Genomic DNA, 21,231 nt, shown 5'->3' on the forward strand with positions numbered 1-21,231 from the left:
CGGCAAGGTGATGAGCGGCGGGTTGCCCCGCGGCGGCGTTCGGCGGCCGCGCCGAGGTCATGGGTCGGCTCGCCCCGCTCGGTCCGGTGTATCAGGCGGGCACGCTGTCGGGGAACCCGGTCGCGATGGCTGCGGGGCTGGCCACGCTGCGCGCCGCCGACGACGCCGTCTACGCCACGCTCGACGCAAACGCCGACCGTCTCATCGGTCTCATCGGCGCCGCGTTGACCGAAATCGGCCTCGCGCACCAGATTCCGCGCGCCGGCAACATGTTCAGCGTGTTCTTCGGCGCCGCCGATCCGGTGACCGACTTCGCGTCGGCGAAAGCCACCGAGACGTGGCGGTTCCCGGCGTTCTTCCACGCGCTGCTCGACGCGGGCGTGTACCCGCCGCCCAGCGCCTTCGAATGCTGGTTCGTCTCAACGGCTCTCGACGACGACGCCTTCGAAGCGATCGAGAAGGCGCTGCCCGTGGCGGCCCCGCGCCGCAGCTCAGGCGAGTCGCCCGTGATGAAGACCGTCGTTCACGTGATGCGCCACGGCGAGGTACACAATCCGGAGAAGATCCTCTACGGCCGGCTGCCCGACTACCACCTCTCCGAGCGGGGCCGTGCACAGGCGCAGCGGGTCGCCGAGTGGCTCGCCACCCCGCGACATCACCCATGTGGTCGCGTCTCCGCTGGAGCGGGCGCAGGAGACCGCCGCGCCGATCGCCGCCGAGCACGGCCTGCCCGTCGGCACCGACGAGGAGCTGATCGAGTCGGCCAACGTGTTCCAGGGCCAGAAGGTCTCTCCCGGCGACGGCGCGCTGCGCGATCCCCGTAACTGGTGGCAACCTGCGCAATCCGCGCACCCCGTCGTGGGGAGAGCCGTACACGGAGATCGCTGCGCGGATGACCAGGGCGATGCGCCGCGCGAAGGACGCGGCGGTCGGTCACGAGGCCGTGTGCGTCAGCCACCAACTGCCTGTCGAGACGCTGCGCCGCGCGATGACCGACAAAGCGCTGCACCATTTCCCGACCCGGCGGATGTGCAACCTCGCGTCAGTGACGTCGTTCTACTTCCACGACGATGCCTGCGTGGGCTGGGGGTACGCGGAGCTGGCCGGTCAGTGAAGCGCCTGGTTGCCCTGCTGATGGCGGCGGTCGTGCTCGCGGGATGCTCGACCGGCAGCGACGCCGTCGCGCAGGGGGGCAGCTTCGAGTTCGTCGCTCCCGGCGGCAAGACCGACATCTTCTACGATCCGCCGGCCGAGCGTGGCACAACCCGGTCCGGTGTCGGGCCCGGACCTGATGGACACCGGTAAGACGTTGTCGCTGAGCGACTTCGATGGCAAGGTCGTCGTACTCAACGTCTGGGGTCAGTGGTGCGGGCCGTGCCGTACCGAGATCACCGAGCTCGAGAAGGTGTACCTGGCGACGAAGGACCGCGGTGTCGCGTTCCTCGGAATCGACGTGCGCGACAACAACATCGACGCGGCGCGCGATTTCGTCGTCGACCGCGGTGTGACGTTTCCGTCCATCTACGACCCCGCGATGCGCACCCTGATCGCCTTCGGTGGGCGCTACCCGACCACGGTGATCCCGTCGACGGTGGTGCTCGACCGGCAGCACCGGGTCGCCGCGGTGTTCCTGCGGGAGCTGCTGGCCGGCGATCTGCAGCCGGTCGTCGAGCGGTTGGCGGCCGAGACGTGAACGTCGCCGAGATCGCCTCCAGCGGGCCGCTTCTGATCGCCATCGCGGTCAGCGTGCTGGCCGGCGTGGTGTCCTTCGCCTCGCCATGTGTGGTGCCGCTGGTCCCGGGTTACGTGTCCTACCTGGCCGCTGTCGTCGGCGTCGAGGACTCGCCTGCCTCAGGTTCCGCGGTGAAGGTGCGCGGGGCTCGTCTGCGGGTCGCCGGCGCGGCGGCGTTGTTCGTCGCCGGGTTCACCGCGGTGTTCCTTCTGGGCACCGTCGCGGTGCTGGGGATGACGACCACGTTGATCACCAACGAGGTGCTGCTGCAACGCCTCGGCGGGGTCGTCACGATCGTGATGGGGCTCGTGTTCGTCGGCTTGGTGCCCGCGCTGCAGCGGGACACCCGGTTCACCCCACGCCAGATCTCCACGCTGGGCGGCGCTCCGCTGCTGGGTGCGGTGTTCGCGCTGGGGTGGACGCCGTGCCTGGGGCCGACGCTGACCGGTGTGATCGCGGTGGCCTCGGCGACCGAGGGCAGCAATGTCGCTCGCGGCGTGGTGCTGGTGATCGCTTACTGCCTGGGGCTCGGGATTCCGTTCGTGCTGCTGGCGTTCGGTTCGGCCCGCGCGGTCAGCGGGCTGGGCTGGCTGCGCCGCCACACCCGCGCCATCCAGATCTTCGGAGGCGTGCTGCTGATCCTGGTGGGCATCGCGCTGGTCACGGGGCTGTGGGGCGAGTTCGTGTCCTGGGTCCGCGACGCGTTCGTCAGCGACGTGAGGCTCCCGATCTGATGGTCACTTCCTCTGCGCGAGCAGACACACAGTCGAGCGATCGGGGCCCTCAGAGGTCGAGTTCGCGTCTGCTGGCGCTGATCCGCAACACGTGGCGGACGCTGACGTCCATGGGCACCGCGCTGGTGCTGCTGTTCCTGCTCGCGCTCGCCGCGATCCCGGGGGCGTTGCTGCCGCAGCGCAGCCTCAACGAGACCAAGGTCGCCGAGTACCTCGCCGAGCACCCGACGATCGGGCCGTGGCTCGACCGTGTGCAGGCCTTCGACGTGTTCTCCAGCTTCTGGTTCACCGCGATCTATGTGCTGCTGTTCGTCTCGCTGGTGGGCTGTCTGACGCCGCGACTGGGCGAGCACCTGCGGAGTCTGCGGGCCGACCCCCGTGGCGGCGCCGCGCAACCTGGGCCGGCTGCCCAAGCACCACACCGCCCAGGTGGACGGGGACGTCACCGGGGTCGCCGAGGCCATGGACCGGGAGCTGTCGGGGTGGCGGCGGTTCACCCGCAAGGAGGGCGGAGCCGCCGGAGCCGCTCCGGCGGCGACATCGAGCACGGAGATCTCGGCCGAGAAGGGCTACCTGCGCGAGTTCGGCAACATCGTCTTCCACTTCTCGCTGCTGGGGCTGCTCGTCGCGGTCGCGGCCGGCAAGCTGTTCAGCTACGAGGGCAACGTCATCGTGGTCGCCGACGGGGGCCCGGGCTTCTGCTCGGCCTCACCCGCGGCGTTCGACTCGTTCCGCGCGGGCAACACCGTCGACGGTACGTCGCTGTATCCGATTTGCATGCGCGTCAACGACTTCAAGGCCGACTACATGCCCAACGGGCAGGCCACGTCGTTCGCCGCCGACGTCGAGTACCAGGCCGGTGAGGACCTGTCGTCGGGCACCTGGCGGCCGTATCTGTTGAAGGTCAACGAGCCGCTACGCGTCGGCGGTGACCGTGTTTACCTGCAGGGTCACGGCTACGCACCCACGTTCAGCGTCACGTTCCCCGACGGCCAGACCCGCACGCAGACGCTGCAGTGGCGGCCGGAGGACCAGATCACGTTCCTCTCCTCGGGCGCGATGCGTTTCGATCCGCCGGGTGGGACGTATTCCGACGAGCGGGAGCGGCGCAAGAACCAGATCGCCATCCAGGGTCTGTTCGCTCCGACCGAGCAGCTCGACGGCACGCTGCTGTCCTCGAAGTACCCGGCGCTCAACGATCCCGCGGTCGCCGTCGACATCTACAAGGGCGACACCGGGCTGGACACCGGTCGGCCGCAGTCGCTGTTCTCGCTGGACCCGCGCATGATCGACCAGGGCCGGCTGACCAAGGTCGCGCGGGTCAACCTGAGCGCGGGCCAGGACACCCGGCTGCCCGACGGCACGACGGTGCGCTTCGACGGCGCGGTGCCGTTCGTCAACCTGCAGGTCTCCCATGACCCCGCCCAGGTCTGGGTGCTGGTGTTCGCGATGACGATGATGGGCGGGCTGATCGTCTCGCTGGTCGTGCGTCGCCGCCGCGTCTGGGTGCGTCTGACGTCGGGACCGGCGGGTACGGTGAACGTCGAGCTCGGCGGGCTGGCGCGCACCGACAATTCGGGCTGGGGCGACGAGTTCGAGCGCCTCACGGCGAAGCTGCTCTCGGCTGCGGAGGGCGGCACGGCGAGCACGAAACAGAAGGAAGCGGATCGGGCATGAACAGCACCCACATCGACATCGGGTTGGCCCGCTACTCCGACTGGGCGTTCACGTCGTCGATCGTCGTGCTCGTGGTCGCGCTGCTGCTGCTCGCCGTCGAGCTGGCGTACAGCCGCGGTCGCCGGGTCGAGCACCGCGACCTCGTGGCCGCCGGGTCGGTGGCTGGTGACGGTCCCGGGCGCGTGTACGACGCGCCGCGGCGGCCGTTCGACGAGCGGATCGGCTCGGCGGGCCTGGCGCTGGTGTACGTCGGCATCGGGTTGCTGCTGGCCTGCATCGTGCTGCGCGGGCTGTCCACGGCGCGGGTGCCGTGGGGCAACATGTATGAGTTCATCAACCTGACCAGCTTCTGCGGTCTGGTCGCGGGTGCGGTGGTCCTGCGTAAACCTCACTACCGGTCGCTGTGGGTGTTCGTGCTGGTGCCGGTGCTGATCCTGCTGACGGTGTCGGGCAAGTGGCTGTACTCCCACGCCGCGCCCGTAATGCCGGCGCTGCAGTCCTACTGGCTGCCCATCCACGTGTCGGTTGTCAGCCTCGGCTCCGGGGTGTTCCTCGTCGCCGGCGTGGCGAGCATCCTGTTCCTGCTGAAGATGTCTTTCCTCGGGGCTGCCGGGCGCACGGATGCGGTGGGTCGCATCGTGGAGCGGCTGCCCGACGCCCAGACGCTCGACCGCATCGCCTACCGCACCACGATCTTCGCGTTCCCGATCTTCGGCTTCGGTGTGATCTTCGGTGCGATCTGGGCCGAAGAGGCGTGGGGTCGCTACTGGGGCTGGGACCCCAAGGAGACGGTGTCGTTCATCGCGTGGGTCGTCTACGCGGCGTATCTGCACGCACGGTCGACGGCCGGCTGGCGGGATCGCAAGGCCGCCTGGATCAACGTCGTCGGGTTCGTCGCGATGGTGTTCAACCTGTTCTTCATCAACCTGGTGACGGTCGGGCTGCACTCCTACGCCGGGGTCGGCTGAGAAAGAGGAGAGATCGGGTGGTGACGGATACGCCGGGGAGTTTTCGCGCGCAGCACCGATTCTCCGACCCGATGGCCGAGGTGCCCGCGGAGTGGACGGCACCGACGCCACCCCGGGGCCTGCCGAGGGTGATCCTCGCCGACGCTCCCGCCGAACCGCCCAGGGCCGACGTCCCCGATCCGCCGCCGTACCTCGACCTGTCGACGGTCGCGCTGCTGGGCAAGGCGCGCACGGGTCCGACGACCGGCTGGCGCAAGTGGCTGTACCGGGGTTCGGGTGGTCTCGTGGACGCGGGGGAGAGCCCGAGTGCGCAGCGGCACGCGCAGTTGGTCGCGCAGGTTCAGACGCCGCTGCGCAGCTGCTACCGGATCGCGATGCTGTCGCAGAAGGGCGGCGTGGGAAAGACGACGATCACCGCGACGCTGGGTGCGACGTTCGCGAGCACCCGAGGTGACCGGGTGGTCGCCGTCGATGCGAATCCGGACCGCGGCACGTTGAGCCAGAAGGTGCCGTTGGAAACCGCAGCGACGGTGCGCCACCTGTTGCGTGACATCGAGGGTATCGACTCCTACAGCGATGTGCGGCAGTACACCTCGCAGGGCGCGAGCCGCCTGGAAGTGCTGGCATCGGAGAGTGATCCGGCGGTGTCGGAGGCGTTCAGCGCCGAGGACTACGGTCGCACGCTGGACGTGCTGGAGCGGTTCTACAGCGTCGTGCTCACCGACTGCGGCACGGGGATGCTGCATTCGGCGATGTCGGCCGTGCTCGACAAGGCCGACGCGCTGGTGGTGATCAGTTCCGGTTCGGTGGACGGGTCGCGCAGCGCCTCGGCGACGCTGGACTGGCTCGACGCCCACGGGCGAGAAGATCTGGTGCGCACCTCGATCGCCGTCATCAACGGCGTGCGGCCACGGTCTCGGCGCAGCGACAGGAAAGTCGATCTCGACAAGGTCGTCGACCACTTCACGCGGCGGTGCCGGGCGGTCTGCCAGGTGCCGTTCGATCCGCATCTGGAAGAGGGCGCAGAAGTCGACCTCGAGCGGTTACGCCCGGCGACGTCGGAAGCATTGCTGGAATTGGCAGCCATTGTGGCGCAAGGCTTCCCGGGCGCGCGGCAGGCGACGCTCGGTTAGCTGATCAGGACCGCGGTTTGTCGTCCCTGGGGGTGATGCGCCGCAAGAAGTCTGGATCGTCGTCGGGTCCGATGACCCGCGTGCGCGAGCGCTGCCCGGACATCCGGGCCACCCGCCAACCGACGTAGACCAGTGCGGCCAGCACGAGAATCAGGAGCAAATAGGCCACGAAGAAACCTCCTTCCTGTCAATATACGCGCCCTCGGTAGGCTCGGATCGTGTCTGACGAACGGCCCCGATCCCGCCTGCTGCTCGACGTGGCGGCGTACGTGGCAGCCCGCCTCGTTCTCGTCGTCGTGGTCACCGCGGTCATCCTCGGCATCGGTGCGCTGATCGGTCTGCGTGACTTCCCGGTGGTCGTTGCGCTGATGTTCGCGATCGTGATCGCGCTGCCACTGGGCATCTGGCTGTTCGCTCCGCTGCGTCGGCGAGCCACCGAGAGCATCGCCGTGTTCGACGAACGTCGCCGCACCGAACGTGAGCGGCTGCAGGCCCGGCTGCGGGGCGACGACCCGTCCGGACCCGCGGCGAGCTGACACCTCGGGAGGACACTCTGCGCGGAATACTCGCTGGAAGCGGTGGGTAACCCGCGTCGCATGAGTGAGCGCGATCTCATATCTGGTCACCCGGAGCCGGGCACACCCGGACACGGTGACGCGCGGGGTGCTGTCTCGGCGCTGTATCAGCGTTGGGTCAAGGAATTGTGGTCCGGCACGATCGTCGCCGGCGAGTTGGTGTCCGACGATTTCGTGGGCCACTGGCCCACGTACGACGTCCATGGGCCCGATCAGTTGCAGGCAATCGTCGATGACACGCGTAATCGGCTGCGCGAGTTGCAGTTCGTCATCGATGTCGGTCCGCTCGTCGATGGTGACCTGGTCGCGGCCCGGTGGATCAGTACCGGGGCTGCCCGGACCGGACCGGCCCGCTTCACCGGAAACGACATCCTGCGGGTGGTCGACGGCAAGATCGTGGAGTTCTGGTCGGCGCCGTCGCCGGCTTAGCGGGGAGCAGCGTCGGTGAGAAGCCGCTGCAGCGCCTCGAGGGGATCGCCCTGACCGGGATCGAGACGACGTGTCTGCGGCGACTCCTCCTGCGGTCCGGCTCCCGGTGAGGCCGGTGCTGCCGCGGAGGCCGGTGGCGGCGGAGGCGGAGGTGGTGCCGGGGGTGCGACGGCACCCAGGTTCTGCAGTTTGGCCGCGATGCGCGCGGCGGCGTCCTGGCGCACCGCGCGTCGCTCGGTGTCGGGATCGTCGTTGCCGCCGAAGCAGTTCTGCGGGGCGGCGTCGATGACCGCAAGCGCGCTGGCATAGCGCTCACGGGCATCGTCGAGTCGTGCCTCCCACGCGGCCACGTCGCCCTGGCGTTCCCGCACGAGTTCGAGGTTCACCCGGGCCGGGCACGATCGGTCGGCGGCGGTGAGGCCGAGCACTTGTGAGAACTCGTGGTCGGCGTCGGCGAGACGGTCCTGCAGGACGGCGAGACTGCCCGCGGCGGAGTGGGTGCTCGCCGGTTGGATCACGCCGAACCTCTGCAGCACCGCCACGTCGTCGGCCAGCTCCCCGGTGGCACCGGAGGCGTAGTTCTCCTGCGCTGACCGTCCCGAGAGGACCACAGAGATCAGCGCACCGGCGATCGCCAGTGCGAGAGCAGCGGGCAGCGCTGACAGCAGCAGCAGGCGACGTCGGCGCCGGAGTCGCGCCGGACGCGGGGCGCCGGTCACGTGAGCACCTCCCGTGCCGTCGACCGGGCGCGTCGCAGATCCCTGATCGACCAGCCGATCTCGACGAGCAGCAGGGCCGAGGCGACGAGCGTGAGGAGCCAGTAGAACTCGTCGCGTCGCTCCGCGGCCACGCCCGCCGCCGGTGGGGAGTCCGTGGGCTCGACCGTCGCCGGAAGCGGCTGACCGGGCGCGCGTACCGATACGCCCACGCCGAGTTGATCGCCGATTGCGCGCAGCCGCTCTTCGCCGAGCGGATCCGAGCCGTAGCCGAAGACCTGACCGCCCTCGATCCGGCCGACGTCGAACTGGCCCTGCGGAGCGGTGGATTGCGGTGCGCCCGAACCGAAGTAGTAGACCAGGCTCTCGGATCCGGGGTACTGCTGCGCCGCAGAGATCAGCTGATAGCGCAACACCGTGGCCGCGGCGGCAGCGTTGACCTGGTCGACGCCGTCACCGGATACCGGGTCCAGTGCGGCGACGACGGGACGCAGACTCCAGGTGTCCGCCGACAGCGGCCAGTCGACAGCGGGTCGGATAGCGAACGAGATCAGCGCGAACCGGGCGTCGGGGTGGGTGTCGATGACGGCCCTGATGTCGTCGCGGATGGCCGGGAGGGCCGAACCGGCGGAGCGGTCGACGACGAGGTAGATGTTCTCGCCGCCCCGCGAGGACGAGGCAGTGCGCATCTCGGAGCGCATGCCGCTCGCCGGGCGCGCGGCAGCCAGCAGGAGCAGCGCGACGGCCAGTGTCATGGCGAACCACCGCAGCGGCGCCCATCCGCCGGCCCTGACCGCCGGCCACGCCGAGAGCGCGCGCAGGAGCACCAGCACGGCGGCGACTGCGGCCACAACCAGGGGCGGCAGTACCGGGTCGAAGGTCATCGCCGCACCGCCATCAGGGCGACGCCCAGCAGCCCGGCCAGCGCGAGAGCGACGACGAGCACGACGGTCGGGGAATCACGACGCTGGTCGGCCTCGCCGGGGGCGCCGGCGCGGATGGTGTCGAGCTCACTGTCGAGGGTGGCCGCGTCGAACCGGACGAATGTGCCGCCGCTGGAACGGGAGATGCCGGCGAGGTCATCGGTCTGGTGGCCCGCCGTGGCGACGGCATTGATCTCGATGTCACCGCGGCGGGCCATGTCGATCACCTGCTCGTCGGTGAACAACGACGCTCGGTCATCGCCGGGCGCCCGTAGCGATCCCGGTCCGAGGTAGATCACGGAGCGGCGGGTATCGCCCGGCTCCTCGAATCCGGGGAATCCCGTCATGCACAGCGACAGGACGTCGGAGACGGTCGGTGCGTAATCGGCGTAGTCGACTGTGCCGGTGAAGGATTCCAGTAGCGGGGTGTCCTGCACCCGGCCGGCTTCGGCGTAGTCGCCGAATCTGCCTGCGGCGTACTGGTAGTCGCGGGTCAGGGGAACGAGTCGGCGGTCGGTGGAGGTGAGTCCGATGCGCTGGGTGCCGTAGGTCAGCGTCTGACGCGCGAAGTACCCGAGGAACTGTCCGGTCGCCGGGTCGGTGGCGGGTTGACCGACACAGAGCATGATGTCGTCGCGCGGCCCGGTGCCGACGTCGACCGCTGCGGTCGGTCGGGCGGTCGCGAGAATCGCCGCCGCGAACAGGAGGACGAGCAGCGCCACGGCGATCGCCGTCGCCCTGGTCTGACGTCGCACCACGGCCCGGTACTCCGGTAGCCGCGTGAGACGGACGGTGTGCGCCAGGGGTTCCCGCCGTTGCGCGGCTTTCGGGGTCGGTAGCAGCAGCGCGGCGGCGACGACGAGCACCAACGCGACCGCCCCGATGACGGGCACGGCCCACCAGGTCAGACCCATGAGCGGATCACGTCCTCGGTGTCAGCCCCGAGCTTGTCGATGTCGGCTGTCGGGGCAGCGCTGAACTGAGCGTCTCCGAGTGCTTCGAGGACCGGCGCCGCCGCCGCGAGATCGCCCGCGGCAATGTCTTTGAGCTGCATGTACTGGACGCGCCGGCCGGTGGCCTGGTGCAGGAAGCTCCGTAGTGTCCGGCTCAGCGCGGCACTTGCGGCGACGTCGGTGAGCTCGCCCGCCCGGTGCTGTCGGAGGATCGCGCGGGCGCGGCCGGCGAAGCGCCGGCGCAGCAGACGGGCGTGGGCGTCCCGCACCACGGGCATCGTGCGTAGCCGCCGCGACGGCAACGTCGACACGACAATGGCTGTGTATCCGGCGAATACGGCCAGGATCAACGCCACACCCAGCCACAGCCACCACAGCGAGTAGCCCGGCGGTCCGCTGACGAAGCGCAGGAGATCATCCGGCACGGGAGGGCACCCTGGTCAGCTCGGCGATGCGCTGCCGCAACTCGCCGCTGCTCGAGATGGTCGCGTGGGCGATCCCGTGTTCGGCCAGCGTCTGCGAAAGGCGTTGCCGGCGGCGGTGTTCGGCTCGTTCGTACGCCGCGACCACGCGAGGGTCCGCGGCGGCCGTCGCGAGGACGGGTCGGCCGGTCCCCACGTCGTAACCGCCGTTGCGCCCCACCTCCGTCGGTGATCGGTCGGCGACCATGGCCCAGAGCAGGTCGTGGCGGGCGGTCAGACGGCGTACGACATCGGTCAGCCGATCGTCGACGTCGGGCTCGTCAGAGACGACGACGATGAGCATCGGGTGTCGGTAATGGGTTGCCACATACTGCAATTGGCACGCGATATCGCTCTCGGCGCGGTCGCCACCGAGGTCGTGGAAGCGATGGAGCATGCTCTCGATGTGGGTCTCGCCGCGCCGCGACCGGATGTTCACGCTGCCGCGGGCGTCGCCGAACACCATGCCGATCTCGTCGGCGCGGCCCAGCGTGATCAGCCCGATCGCGCCCGCGACGAGGCCGGCGATGTCGCTCTTGGCCTCACCACTCGGGGTGCGGGCGGTCATGTCCCGGCCCGTGTCGGCCACCAGAAGCACCTTGTGGTGTTTCTCGGAGACGAACCGTTTGATCAGGACGTCGCCCGAGCGCGCAGACGCCTTCCAGTCGATGTCCCGGACGTCGTCGCCCGGAACGTAGGGCCGCAGTTCGTCGAATTCCAGGGTGCGCGTGTGGAGCAGCGCGTGCCTGCCGCCGTCCAGCATGCCGCGGGTGTCGCCGCCGAACAGCGACCGGACCCTGCCCAGGTACTTGCCCACCGCCGCCCCCGCTAGGGCACCCGCACCGCGGCCAGCGCCGCGTCGATCACTCGGCCCGGCGTGACGCCCGTGCTGGCGGCTTCGAAGCTGAGGATCAGCCGGTGCTGCAGGACGCGGTGCGCCAGGTCGGCGATGTCGCCGGGTAGCACGTGGGTGCGGCCGGACAGCAGCGCCAACGCGCGCGCCGCGGTGCACAGCGCGATGGTGGCGCGCGGGCTCGCGCCGTATTCGACGACGCGCGCCACATGTGAGGGCAGGTACTTCTCGGCGTCGCGGGTGACGCCCACAAGGCGGCTCGCGTAGAGCATGAGCTCCCGGCTGAGGTACACCTCGCCGGTGACGCGCTGGACATGCCGGATGTCGTCGAGGGTGGCGACGGGACGGGTGTGATGCCCGCGGTCGTAGAGCCCGGTGTCGCGGCGGATCAGCACCTCGACCTCTTCTTCGGGCGAGGGGTAGCGGACGATCTCCTTGATCAGGAACCGGTCGGTCTGCGCCTCCGAGAGCGCGTAGGTGCCTTCCTGGTCGACCGGATTCTGGGTGGCGATGACGAGGAACGGGTCGTCGATCGGATACACGGTTCCGGCGATGGTGGTCTGGCGCTCCTCCATCGCCTCGAGCATCGCACTCTGGGTCTTGGCGCTGGAGCGGTTGATCTCGTCGAGCAGCACCACGTTGGCGTGGACGGGACCGAGCTGGGTGACGAACGAAGCCGTGGATGCGTCGTAGATCTGGGTGCCGATGATGTCGCTGGGCAGCAGGTCGGGGGTGCACTGGATGCGGTGGAACTGCCCGTCGATGGATTCGGCGATCACGCGCGCGGCCGTCGTCTTGGCCAGCCCGGGCACGCTCTCGAGCAGCACGTGGCCACCGGTGAGCAAGCCGATCAGCAGGGATTCCCGCAGATGCTCCTGGCCGACCACCTTCGCCGAGAACGCCGCCGACAGCGCGGCCACGACTCGCGGGGCCTCGGCGGAGTCACGCGAAACGGGGGCAGCAGTCATTGCGCCGTGTGTACCACGGCCGTCGGACCGGCAAACCGAGCCGTCAGCCGAAGGCCAGCGCCGCGGCCACCACGATCGCCCACACCAGCATCGTGAGGCCGGTGTCGCGCAGCACGGGGATCAGGTCTCGGCCGCCCAATCCGGCACGCACCGGTCGGGCGGCGCGCACGGCCAACGGCGTCGCGAGGAACCCGGCCGCGCACGCCGGCGTCGCGATGACGCACAGCACCAGCGTGAGCAGGGTCCAGACGATCAGCAGCGCCTGGTACAGCACGCGCGTCCGGGCGTCGCCGAGGCGGACCGCCAGGGTGATCTTGCCGGTCTGTGAGTCCGTCGGGATGTCACGCAGGTTGTTGGCGACCAGCACCGCCGACGACAGGCATCCCATCGCGACGGCCGCTGCGGCGCCCACCCAGTCGATCCGCAGCGCCTGCGTGAACTGGGTGCCCAGGACGGCGACCAGTCCGAAGAACACGAACACCGCGATCTCACCGAAACCGAGATATCCGTAGGGCTTGGAGCCTCCCGTGTAGAGCCACGCGCCGGCGATGCAGACCGCTCCGACCGCGATCAGCCACGGCGCGGAGAACCATGCCAGCACCAGCCCGGCGATCGCGCCCACGGCGAGGCTCACCATGGCGGCGACCAGGACCGCGCGCGGTGCCGCGAGCTTCGAACCGACCAGCCGCAGCGGGCCCGCCCGCACGTCGTCGGTGCCGCGGATGCCGTCGGAGTAGTCGTTGGCGTAGTTGACCCCGACGATCATCCCGACCGCGACGAGCAACGCCAGCAACGCTTTCCACCACGATGCCGCACCGAGCCATGCGGCCGCGCCGGTACCGGCGATCACGGGTGCGACGGCGTTGGGCAGCGTCCGCGGACGTGCCCCTTCCACCCACTGCCCGAATGTCGCCACGAGGTCAGTCTTGCAGGTGCGGGCCGTGGCAGACTGAGCGCATGGACGACCGACTCAGCAAGGGCGAGATCCGCAAGGACGTGGTGCAGGAGATCGTCGGTGCGGGTGCCACGGCAGTCGGCGACGTCGCCTCGATCATCACCACCGCGGTCCGTGATGTGGCCAACGCGATCGGCGGTTTCGCCACGGACGTCTTCGAGATCCGTGACGGTGCGCGCCGCGCCGCGCAGCACCACCTGGACAGCGACACATACGACGAGAGCGACGACGACGGCGTGCGGTAGCGCCGATACCCCAGACGGTTGCGCGAGTTGTGCTGCGCGCATACGAGTCTCGTTCGAAGCGGGTGTCGACGACGCGCACCGTGCCCCAATCGAGGTCGGGGTGTCCGATCACCCGGCTCGGGATCTCGCCCAGCACCGTGGACCCGGTCAGACCGGCGAACGTCCCGCCCACGGCGGGGTCACGATCTTCGGTGAGCCACGGGCGTGGAGACTCGATCACCGTTCGGGGCGTCTCGGCCAGACCGCCGGAGACCTGCGCGATGTTGTGCACACAGGGGAACAGGAAGGACTGCGGCCAGCTGATCAGAACCGGACCGTTGGCGGCCAGGAACGCGGTGAGCGGGATCGTCGAGCGCAGCCGCGGCCCGGTGAACGCCAGCCAGCCCTGCTCGTCGGTCCGGCCGTCCACCGCGTTCACGCGGACCCGGTCCGCGCCTGCAGGCACCTCGGCGGCGTCGACGCCGATCGAACGCCACAGCGGTTGCGTCGCCACTTCGTCGGAGGCGGGCCGGTCGACCGGTGAGCTGCTGCCCAGGACCACGACAGCGCTGCCGTCGGCCCGCCCGAACTCCAGGCTCAACGAATTGCCGCCCGAGGTTCGTCCTGACACCGACAGAGCCACACCGAGATTCGGGGCCAGCGACGGCAAGGAGAACCACTCGGTGGTGATCGCACCCGTGGCTGACGGACCCGGCGTGCGGCTGCCCCACAGGTAGGTCGACGTACCTGTTCCTGGCTGATCCGGTGGCGGTGCGCCGGGAACGTAGCCCCCGCCGGCGACGAAACCGTCGGAGCGAGAGCCTGATTCGGCTGCCGTCAACACTTCGCCGTCCGGCAACAGCTCGATGTCGTCGGCCAGTCCGCACACGCGCGTCGAGGCGAGCCGGTGCAGGTTGACCATGGCCAGCGACCCCGCCGGACGTCGCAGGGGAGCGGCAGCGAAGGAGCCGAGGAGCAGCACCACCACGGTGCCGAACGACACGAGGGTGAGTACCGCCGGCGCCGCGGCAAGCAGGGCTGCGGGCCGCGCGCGGGGGAAGACGAAAAGCGTCACCGCGCCCGCCGCGAGGAGCGCGGCCCACAGCATGGGGTTGTCCAGCGGCACGCCCGCGGGGCGTATCGGTGACGACGCCCACGGCACGTCGTAGAGCGCGGGCAGCCACCACGCGGATGGGCCGGCGAAAGCCAGCGCCGTCGCCGCGGCCAGCAGCGCGGCGCCGACCGCACCGGCGCCGGCGAGCACGCGGTCGGCGATGCGGGCCCGTCGCGCCACCAGCACGGTCGTCACCGTGAGGAACGCGGCGAACATCCCGGCGCCGGCCCCGAAGTGGTACGACCACTTGGACGGGCCGGTCGCGAACAACGCCAGAATGACCACCACGACCGCCGCCAGGCGCAGCGCGGCCGCACCCACGCGGTCCCGGCGCAGCAGACCCGCCGTCGCGGCGATCGGCAGCAGCGCGATCATGACCAGGATGGGCAGCCGCTTGGCCATGCTGCCCTGCTGGTCGTCCTGCAGGAGATAGCGGTAGCGCGTCGGCTCCTCGTACCACGGCAGTGACGGCCCGAATGTGTTGTGCCAGTGCGTGGCTGTGACGAGCGCGTCCCAGGTCTGGTCGGCGAAGATCACGGTGAGAGCCACGGCGCCGACGCTGCACACCGATACGAGGACGGCCGCGAGCTGCAGTCGGCTGGGCGCGTGCGCGGCGGCCCGTAGTCGGTCGGCGAAGACCAGGATCGGGGCGGCGACGAGCACGCCGGTGGGGCTGATCGGGACGGTCAGCGCGACGACGAGCGCCAGCAGGCCGAGCCCGGCCGGTCCGCGGGTGCGCCAGGCCAGCGCGAGCGCCGCGGTGACGCCGAGCGCCACGAAGGATTCCGGGCGTGTGCCGAGGTTGAACGGCAGCCAGGTGACGAGCAGGCAGAGCGCGGCGAGCAGCCGCACGCGGCCGGTGTGACGCGGCAGGGCCGCGCCGAGTACGCCGCGACTGAGCACGAACCACGTGGCGATCGCCAGGAGGGTGCTGGGGACGCGCAGCCACAGTGGGGCGAGGCTGATCCGGGTCAGCGGGGCGAGCAATTCCTCGCTGAGCGCGAACGGGACTTCGGCTGCGTTCCACCAGCGGTAGTAGTTGCCGGGGTCTCCGGTCGCGGTGATGGTCCGGGCGATCGTTGTGGCCCAGCCGTCGTCGACGGCGAGCGGCCCGATGACGGCCCACCCGCACAGGGTCGCGATCACCGCGGCGTCGATCCACCACAGCCGGCTCGGCCGAAGGCGCGGCCGCCGGACAGGGCCGCGCAGCAGCAGCACCAGCGCGGCAGCGGCGCACAGCAGCTGCACGGCGACGAGCACCGCCTTGGCCGTCGTCGGCGTCGTGCCGAACGGGCCCCCGATCACAGCGGTCACCGACAGTCCGAGCGTGCGGGTCGGGTCGAGGTCGGTGCGCAGTTCGAACACCTCCGGTACCGGCTGGTCGGCAAGGTAGGTGACGCGCCCGTCGGCGTGGAGCACCGAGATCCCCGACGGTCCCGCCTCGACGCTGACCCGGCAGTCCACCGGTGCCGGAGGAACCGGAATCGTCTCGGTCCGGTCGCCGGCCCGCAGCAGGACGCCGCCGGGGCTACCGGTCACCATGAGCCCGCCGTCACCTGTGCCGAGGACGGTGACCGGTGCCGGCTGTTCAACAGCCGCGCGCAACACCGGACACGGCAGCGAAGCCGTGAGGTACAGCGGACGGTAGGGCGCGGTCAGCACGGTGCTCGACACCGCCGGCCTGCCCGGGGCGGGCCAGGCCAGCGTCGTGGTCTGCGCGACGACGGGTGCGAACGGCAGAGCGAGGGCGCTCACCACCCCGGCGATGCCGACGATGAGGGCGATCCAGGTCCGGGGTCTCGACATGTGGGGTCGCATAGCGTTGCGGTCAGCCTGCACGGTTGCGGCGTTCGTCCCACCGGCCCACCTCGGGACGTCACAGCAACGTCATGGACGGTGGGTCGCGGCGATGCACCACAATGGGCCCAGTGTCCGTCGACGTGAGGAGTGGTGAGTGCTGGGAGTGATCGGCGGCAGCGGGTTCTATTCGTTCTTCGGTCCCGACGCGCGGACCGTCAACCTGGACACCCCATACGGCGCACCCAGTGCAGCGATCACCGTCGGCACGGTCGGCGACCACGAAGTCGCCTTCCTGCCGCGCCACGGCACGGAGCACGAGTTCTCGCCGCACACCGTGCCCTACCGCGCCAACATGTGGGCGCTGCGCGCACTCGGTGTCCGGCGCATCTTCGGTCCGTGCGCGGTCGGCAGCCTCGATCCCGCGCTCGGCCCCGGCGCCATGGTGGTGCCCGATCAACTCGTGGACCGCACCTCGGGCCGGGCGGACACGTACTTCGATTCCGGCGGTATCCACGTCGGCTTCGCCGATCCCTACTGCCCGACGCTGCGTGACGCGGTGACAGGGCTGCCGGACGTGGTCGACGGCGGCACGATGGTGGTGATCCAGGGTCCCCGCTTTTCCACCCGCGCGGAAAGCCAGTGGTTCGCCGGCCAAGGTTTCCGGCTGGTCAACATGACCGGGTATCCGGAGGCAGTGCTCGCACGTGAACTCGAGATGTGTTATGCGGCAATCGCATTGGTTACCGATCTGGATGCGGGCATCGAGACGGGCAAGGGGGTGACGGCCGTGGACGTCTTCGCCGAGTTCCAGCGCAACCTGGTGCCGTTCAAGCAGCTCGTGCACGAGGCGATCGCCAACGTCGACTCCGAGCGCACCTGCACCCACTGCCTGCCCCACGCCGGCGTGACGTTGCCGTTCGACCTGCCGTGAGGGTGCTGCTGACCGGCGCCGCCGGCTTCATCGGGTCCCGCATCCGCGCGCAACTCACCGACGGCGGCCACGACGTCGTCGCGGTCGACATGATGCTGCCCGCCGCCCACGGTGAGGGCGCCGAGCTCCCCGACGGGGTCGCGCATGTCGACGTGCGCGACGCTGCGGCTGTCGCACAGGTGCTGGCCGGTGTCGACGTCGTCTGTCATCAGGCGGCGGTCGTCGGGGCCGGGGTCAACGCTGCCGATGCCCCCAACTATGCGTCGCACAACGACCTGGGCACCGCGGTGCTGCTGGCCGAGATGTTCGCCGCCGGGTGTCAGCGCCTGGTGCTGGCGTCGTCGATGGTGGTCTACGGCCAGGGTCGGTTCGTGTGCCCGGAGCACGGAGACGTCGAGCCGCAGCCGCGCCGCCGCGAGGACCTGGACGCGGGGATGTTCGACCACCTCTGCCCGGTCGGCGGCGAGCGGGTGGACTGGGCGCTGGTCGACGAGGACGCTGCGCTGCGCCCGCGCAGCTTGTACGCGGCCAGCAAGGTCGCGCAGGAGCACTTTGCGCTGGCGTGGAGCGAGTCGACGGGCGGATCGGTCGTGGCGTTGCGCTACCACAACGTCTACGGACCCGGAATGCCCCGCGACACCCCGTACTCCGGTGTCGCCGCTATCTTCCGCTCGTCTCTCGAAAAAGGCGATGTGCCAAGGGTTTACGAGGACGGCGGGCAGATGCGGGACTTCGTCCACGTCGACGACGTCGCGGCAGCCAATGTGGCGGCGGTGCAGGCGGACGCCCGGGGGTTCGACGCGTTCAACGTGTGCTCGGGCCGGCCCATTGCGATCCTGGACGTGGCCGCCGCGCTGTGTGAGGCGCGTGGTGACGTGACGCCGCTCGTGACGGGCCAGTACCGCAGCGGGGATGTCCGCCACATCGTCGCGGATCCGGCGAAGGCGGCGCGGGTGCTCGGCTTCCGCGCGGCGGTGACCCCGGCCGACGGTCTGACGGAGTTCGCGACGGCGCCGCTGCGGGGCGTCTAGCTTTCTTGACAACTGTCAAGTAATACTGAGCGCATGAGCTCAGCGTTGTGCGACCAGTTCGGCATCGACTTTCCCTTGTTCGCGTTCAGCCACTGCAGGGACGTGGTCGCCGCGGTCACCAACGCCGGCGGATTCGGCGTGCTGGGCGCGACCGCGTACAGCCCGGCGCAGCTGGATCGCGAGCTGGCGTGGATCGACGACGCGGTGGGCGGCAAGCCCTACGGCGTCGACCTGATCGTGCCGGCGAAGTTCGAAGGCAAGGGCGAGAAGCTGTCGGGCTCCGACCTCGCCTCGCGGATTCCGCAGACCTACCGCGAACTCGTCGACGATCTGCTGCGCGCCCACGACATCGAGCCCGAGGCGGAGCGCCGGCTCGGCGGTTCGTCACTGTCGGGCAACACGGGTCCGGAGCTGCTCGACGTGGCGCTGACGCACCCGGTGAAACTGATCGCCAACGCGCTCGGGGTGCCGCCGGACTACATGATCGCAGCCGGTAAAGAGCGCGGCATACCGGTCGCGGCGCTGGTCGGGGCCAAGGAGCACGCGGTCAAGCAGGTCGCCGCGGGCGTGGATCTGATCGTCGCGCAGGGCACCGAGGCCGGCGGGCACTGCGGCGAGGTGAGCACCCTCGTCGTCGTGCCGGAAGTGATCGAAGCAGTCGACGGAGCCGTGCCCGTGCTGGCGGCCGGCGGCATCGTGACCGGGCGGCAGATGGCCGGCATGGTCGCGATGGGTGCGGCCGGGGCGTGGACGGGGTCGGTGTGGCTGACCACGGAGGAGGCCGAGACGGCGCCGCACACGGTGGCCAAGATGCTGGCCGCCTCCTCCCGCGACACCGTCCGGTCCGCGGGTCGCACGGGCAAGCCGTCGCGGCAGCTGAAGTCGGAGTGGACCGATGCGTGGCAGCCGAATGCCGAGGGTCATCAGCCGCTGCCGTTGCCGCTGCAGTCGATGCTGTGCGAGCCGGTGATCCGCCGCATCGACGTGCTCGCCGCGCAGGGACACGAGGGCGCCCAGGCGCTGGCCACCTATTTCGTCGGACAGGGCGTCGGGCTGATGAACAAGGTGAAGCCGGCCCGCGAGGTGGTCCGCGAGTTCATCGAGGACTACCTGGCCGCAGCGGATCGTCTGAGCAACTCGCTGCCCGGCTGACCCACCCGCGGAATTGGGGGCACCTCCCGCTTGCGCGGAATAGCATTCCGGGCTGTTGCGAGCCCGGAAAAGCAACCAGGAATGCTATTCCGCGGCAGAGGGGCTCAGGCCAGCTCAGTCGATGGCCAGCGGTAGCCGTACCTCGAAGCGTGCGCCCGTCGGCAGATTGTGCGCGGACAGCGTGCCGCGGTGCGCCTGCACCAGCCCCGCTGCGATCGCCAGGCCCAGCCCCGAGCCGCTCGGCAGGGACGAGTCGGCACGCGGCACCCGGCTGTTCGATCCGCGGTAGGCGACGTCGAAGACGCGCGGCAGGTCCGCCTCGTCGATGCCCACGCCCGTGTCGTCGACGCGCGCCCACGCGCTGTTCTCGTCGGCGCCCAGCGCCAGCTCGACCCTGCCGCCCTCGGGCGTGTGCGCGATCGCGTTGGCCACCAGGTTCGACAGCACGCGCACCAGCGCCCGGTCGCTGCCGACCACCCGCACCGGCTCCGCGGGCAGGTTCGCCGCCAAGTGCACCCCGGCGCGTTCAGCCGCGATGCGGTGCGCGGCCAGCACGTCGTCGACGACCTCGTCCAGGGCCACCTTGTCGAACGACGGCGTCAGCGCACCGGCGTTGATCTTGGACATCTCGAACAGGTCGTCGACCATCTCAGACAATCGGACCGACTCGTGCTCGATGTGTTTGGCGTGCACGCGCACCTCGTCGTCGGGGACCACGCCGTCGGCGATGGCTTCCGACACGGCGCGAATCCCGGCCAGCGGCGTGCGCAGGTCATGACTGACGAACGCGACCAGTCGGCGCCGGGAATGCTCGGCGGCCCGCTCGGAGTCGCGGATCTCGGCCTCCCAGACCGTTCGTCGGGCCTGATAGCGGCCCAGCATCACGGCGGCGGGAATCGTCACGACGGAGACGATGACCAGCACCATCACGGTGCGTTCGAACGTCTCGGTGATCATGAACCCGCTCGCGCCGATCACCCCGGCCAACGTCGCGAGCACCGGGATCAGCACCAGCACCACCATGCTGACGGCCAGCGACCACGTCCGCGCCAACCGGATAACCGCAGCACCGATCAGGACCACCGGCACCGAACATGCCAGGGCCCAGCCGACGATCTCCCAGAACTCAGTCGACGGCATCCGGGCTTCCGGCGCTCGGCTCGTCGGAACCTTCGGAAGCCCACATGTAGCCGCGGCCCCACACCGTCTGCACCCGATGGCGGTCGCCGAGCTTGGAGCGCAGCCGCTTGACGTGCACGGTCACGGTCGAGAGATCACCGAAGTCCCAGTGCCACACCTGCTTGAGCAGGTCCTCGCGGGTGAAGACGGTGTCGGTGTGGGTGAGGAAGAACAGCAGGAGATCGAACTCCCGGTTGGTGAGGCTGACCGGTTTGCCCGCCGAGCTGACAGTGCGTGACGCGGTCGACACGGTCAACTCTCCCGCCCGCAGCTCCATCGGCAGCACGCCGGGGGCCGCCGGGGCGCGGCGCAGCACTGAACGCACCCGCAGCGCGAGTTCGCGTGGACTGAAGGGTTTGGTCAGGTAGTCGTCGGCGCCCGCTTCGAGGCCTGCGATGCGGTCGTCCTCTTCGCCGAGCGCGGTCAGCAGGATCACCGGCACGGCGTAGCCGCCCCGTTTGCGCAGGTTGCGGCACAGTGACAGGCCGTCCGGGCCGGGCATCATCACGTCGAGCACGGCGACGTCGATGCGCTGGGAACCGAGGAGACGCAGCGCTTCGGTGCCGTCGTGCGCGGTCGACACGTCGAGTCCGTCGCGCTCCAGATAGCGGCGCACGACATCGCGGACGACGTCGTCGTCGTCGGCGATCAGCACACGGGTCACTCCCCGAGGTTAGCCGCACACCCCCACGACCTGCACCTATGTCATGGATTCGTCAGGCT

At 70.0% G+C, this 21,231-nt stretch carries 19 protein-coding genes and 5 pseudogenes; 13 read left to right on the forward strand and 11 right to left on the reverse strand.

The window, feature by feature from the left end; all coding sequences use genetic code 11:
* From PGN37_RS23580 to PGN37_RS23610, 7 genes and pseudogenes are all read left to right on the forward strand, one after another.
* Positions 1-506: pseudogene (locus tag PGN37_RS23580) on the forward strand (aminotransferase class III-fold pyridoxal phosphate-dependent enzyme); the annotation flags it as partial.
* A 3-nt stretch (positions 507-509) separates the two neighbouring features.
* A pseudogene (locus tag PGN37_RS23585) lies at positions 510-1,114 on the forward strand (histidine phosphatase family protein).
* Between the two features lie 20 nt (positions 1,115-1,134).
* Positions 1,135-1,693: pseudogene (locus PGN37_RS23590) on the forward strand (TlpA disulfide reductase family protein).
* Positions 1,690-2,466, forward strand: coding sequence for a cytochrome c biogenesis CcdA family protein (locus PGN37_RS23595; RefSeq protein ID WP_335333413.1), 777 nt, complete (start codon positions 1,690-1,692; stop codon positions 2,464-2,466). The pseudogene PGN37_RS23590 and the gene PGN37_RS23595 overlap by 4 nt, the downstream one beginning before the upstream one ends.
* Before the next feature lie 110 nt (positions 2,467-2,576).
* A pseudogene (gene resB / locus PGN37_RS23600) lies at positions 2,577-4,143 on the forward strand (cytochrome c biogenesis protein ResB).
* Positions 4,140-5,111 carry a c-type cytochrome biogenesis protein CcsB gene (gene ccsB, locus PGN37_RS23605; protein ID WP_335333414.1) on the forward strand — a complete coding sequence of 324 codons (972 nt, stop codon included), beginning with the start codon at positions 4,140-4,142 and terminating at the stop codon, positions 5,109-5,111. The pseudogene resB and the gene ccsB overlap by 4 nt, the downstream one beginning before the upstream one ends.
* 71 nt (positions 5,112-5,182) lie before the next feature.
* Entirely contained in the window at positions 5,183-6,244 is a 1,062-nt protein-coding gene (locus PGN37_RS23610) for a MinD/ParA family ATP-binding protein (RefSeq protein WP_335333494.1), read from the forward strand.
* A 4-nt stretch (positions 6,245-6,248) separates the two neighbouring features.
* On the opposite strand, the gene PGN37_RS23615 is transcribed toward PGN37_RS23610, so the two are convergent.
* Positions 6,249-6,413 carry a hypothetical protein gene (locus PGN37_RS23615; protein ID WP_335333415.1) on the reverse strand — a complete coding sequence of 55 codons (165 nt, stop codon included), beginning with the start codon at positions 6,411-6,413 and terminating at the stop codon, positions 6,249-6,251.
* Between the two features lie 49 nt (positions 6,414-6,462).
* Here PGN37_RS23615 and PGN37_RS23620 point away from each other — a divergent pair, with 49 nt between their 5' ends.
* Together PGN37_RS23620 and PGN37_RS23625 are read left to right on the forward strand one after the other, a co-directional pair.
* Positions 6,463-6,780 (forward strand): DUF4229 domain-containing protein, encoded by a 318-nt coding sequence (locus tag PGN37_RS23620; protein ID WP_335333416.1) that lies wholly within the window; start codon positions 6,463-6,465, stop codon positions 6,778-6,780.
* 60 nt (positions 6,781-6,840) lie between these two features.
* A complete protein-coding gene (locus PGN37_RS23625; protein WP_335333417.1) occupies positions 6,841-7,248 on the forward strand; it encodes an ester cyclase in 408 nt (135 codons plus the stop codon).
* On the opposite strand, the gene PGN37_RS23630 is transcribed toward PGN37_RS23625, so the two are convergent.
* The 7 genes from PGN37_RS23630 to PGN37_RS23660 are packed head-to-tail and all read right to left on the reverse strand — an operon-like array spanning position 7,245 to position 13,038.
* Positions 7,245-7,967 (reverse strand): hypothetical protein, encoded by a 723-nt coding sequence (locus PGN37_RS23630; protein ID WP_335333418.1) that lies wholly within the window; start codon positions 7,965-7,967, stop codon positions 7,245-7,247. The genes PGN37_RS23625 and PGN37_RS23630 overlap by 4 nt on opposite strands.
* Positions 7,964-8,848 (reverse strand): VWA domain-containing protein, encoded by an 885-nt coding sequence (locus tag PGN37_RS23635; RefSeq protein ID WP_335333419.1) that lies wholly within the window; start codon positions 8,846-8,848, stop codon positions 7,964-7,966. Before PGN37_RS23635 ends, PGN37_RS23630 begins: the two co-directional genes overlap by 4 nt.
* A complete protein-coding gene (locus PGN37_RS23640) occupies positions 8,845-9,801 on the reverse strand; it encodes a hypothetical protein (protein ID WP_335333420.1) in 957 nt (318 codons plus the stop codon). The genes PGN37_RS23635 and PGN37_RS23640 overlap by 4 nt, the downstream gene beginning before the upstream one ends.
* Entirely contained in the window at positions 9,792-10,265 is a 474-nt protein-coding gene (locus tag PGN37_RS23645; RefSeq protein ID WP_335333421.1) for a hypothetical protein, read from the reverse strand. Before PGN37_RS23645 ends, PGN37_RS23640 begins: the two co-directional genes overlap by 10 nt.
* A complete protein-coding gene (locus tag PGN37_RS23650; RefSeq protein WP_335333422.1) occupies positions 10,255-11,118 on the reverse strand; it encodes a DUF58 domain-containing protein in 864 nt (287 codons plus the stop codon). Before PGN37_RS23650 ends, PGN37_RS23645 begins: the two co-directional genes overlap by 11 nt.
* Positions 11,119-11,129: 11 nt before the next feature.
* A complete protein-coding gene (locus tag PGN37_RS23655; protein WP_335333423.1) occupies positions 11,130-12,122 on the reverse strand; it encodes an AAA family ATPase in 993 nt (330 codons plus the stop codon).
* 43 nt (positions 12,123-12,165) lie between these two features.
* Positions 12,166-13,038, reverse strand: a complete 873-nt coding sequence (locus tag PGN37_RS23660; RefSeq protein ID WP_335333424.1) for a 1,4-dihydroxy-2-naphthoate polyprenyltransferase — start codon at positions 13,036-13,038, stop codon at positions 12,166-12,168.
* Between the two features lie 41 nt (positions 13,039-13,079).
* Here PGN37_RS23660 and PGN37_RS23665 point away from each other — a divergent pair, with 41 nt between their 5' ends.
* Positions 13,080-13,322, forward strand: a complete 243-nt coding sequence (locus tag PGN37_RS23665) for a hypothetical protein (RefSeq protein ID WP_335333425.1) — start codon at positions 13,080-13,082, stop codon at positions 13,320-13,322.
* Positions 13,323-13,338: 16 nt separating this feature from the next.
* Here PGN37_RS23665 and PGN37_RS23670 read toward each other — a convergent pair.
* Positions 13,339-16,233: pseudogene (locus PGN37_RS23670) on the reverse strand (arabinosyltransferase domain-containing protein); the annotation flags it as partial.
* 136 nt (positions 16,234-16,369) lie between these two features.
* Here PGN37_RS23670 and PGN37_RS23675 point away from each other — a divergent pair.
* From PGN37_RS23675 to PGN37_RS23685, 3 genes are read left to right on the forward strand one after another with little or no spacing between them, the layout of a single operon-like run.
* Positions 16,370-17,146 carry an S-methyl-5'-thioadenosine phosphorylase gene (locus PGN37_RS23675; protein WP_335333426.1) on the forward strand — a complete coding sequence of 259 codons (777 nt, stop codon included), beginning with the start codon at positions 16,370-16,372 and terminating at the stop codon, positions 17,144-17,146.
* Entirely contained in the window at positions 17,143-18,177 is a 1,035-nt protein-coding gene (locus PGN37_RS23680) for an NAD-dependent epimerase/dehydratase family protein (protein ID WP_335333427.1), read from the forward strand. The genes PGN37_RS23675 and PGN37_RS23680 overlap by 4 nt, the downstream gene beginning before the upstream one ends.
* A 33-nt stretch (positions 18,178-18,210) precedes the next feature.
* Positions 18,211-19,329, forward strand: a complete 1,119-nt coding sequence (locus PGN37_RS23685; RefSeq protein WP_335333428.1) for an NAD(P)H-dependent flavin oxidoreductase — start codon at positions 18,211-18,213, stop codon at positions 19,327-19,329.
* A 114-nt stretch (positions 19,330-19,443) separates the two neighbouring features.
* On the opposite strand, the gene PGN37_RS23690 is transcribed toward PGN37_RS23685, so the two are convergent.
* Both PGN37_RS23690 and PGN37_RS23695 read right to left on the reverse strand, forming a co-directional pair.
* Positions 19,444-20,469: a sensor histidine kinase gene (locus PGN37_RS23690; protein WP_335333429.1), complete on the reverse strand. Its 1,026-nt coding sequence runs from the start codon at positions 20,467-20,469 to the stop codon at positions 19,444-19,446.
* Positions 20,456-21,172: a response regulator transcription factor gene (locus PGN37_RS23695; RefSeq protein WP_335333430.1), complete on the reverse strand. Its 717-nt coding sequence runs from the start codon at positions 21,170-21,172 to the stop codon at positions 20,456-20,458. Before PGN37_RS23695 ends, PGN37_RS23690 begins: the two co-directional genes overlap by 14 nt.
* Positions 21,173-21,231 lie beyond the last annotated feature (59 nt).

The sequence above is a fragment of the Mycobacterium kyogaense genome (assembly GCF_036946525.1).
GTDB classification, from domain to species: Bacteria; Actinomycetota; Actinomycetes; order Mycobacteriales; family Mycobacteriaceae; genus Mycobacterium; species Mycobacterium kyogaense_A.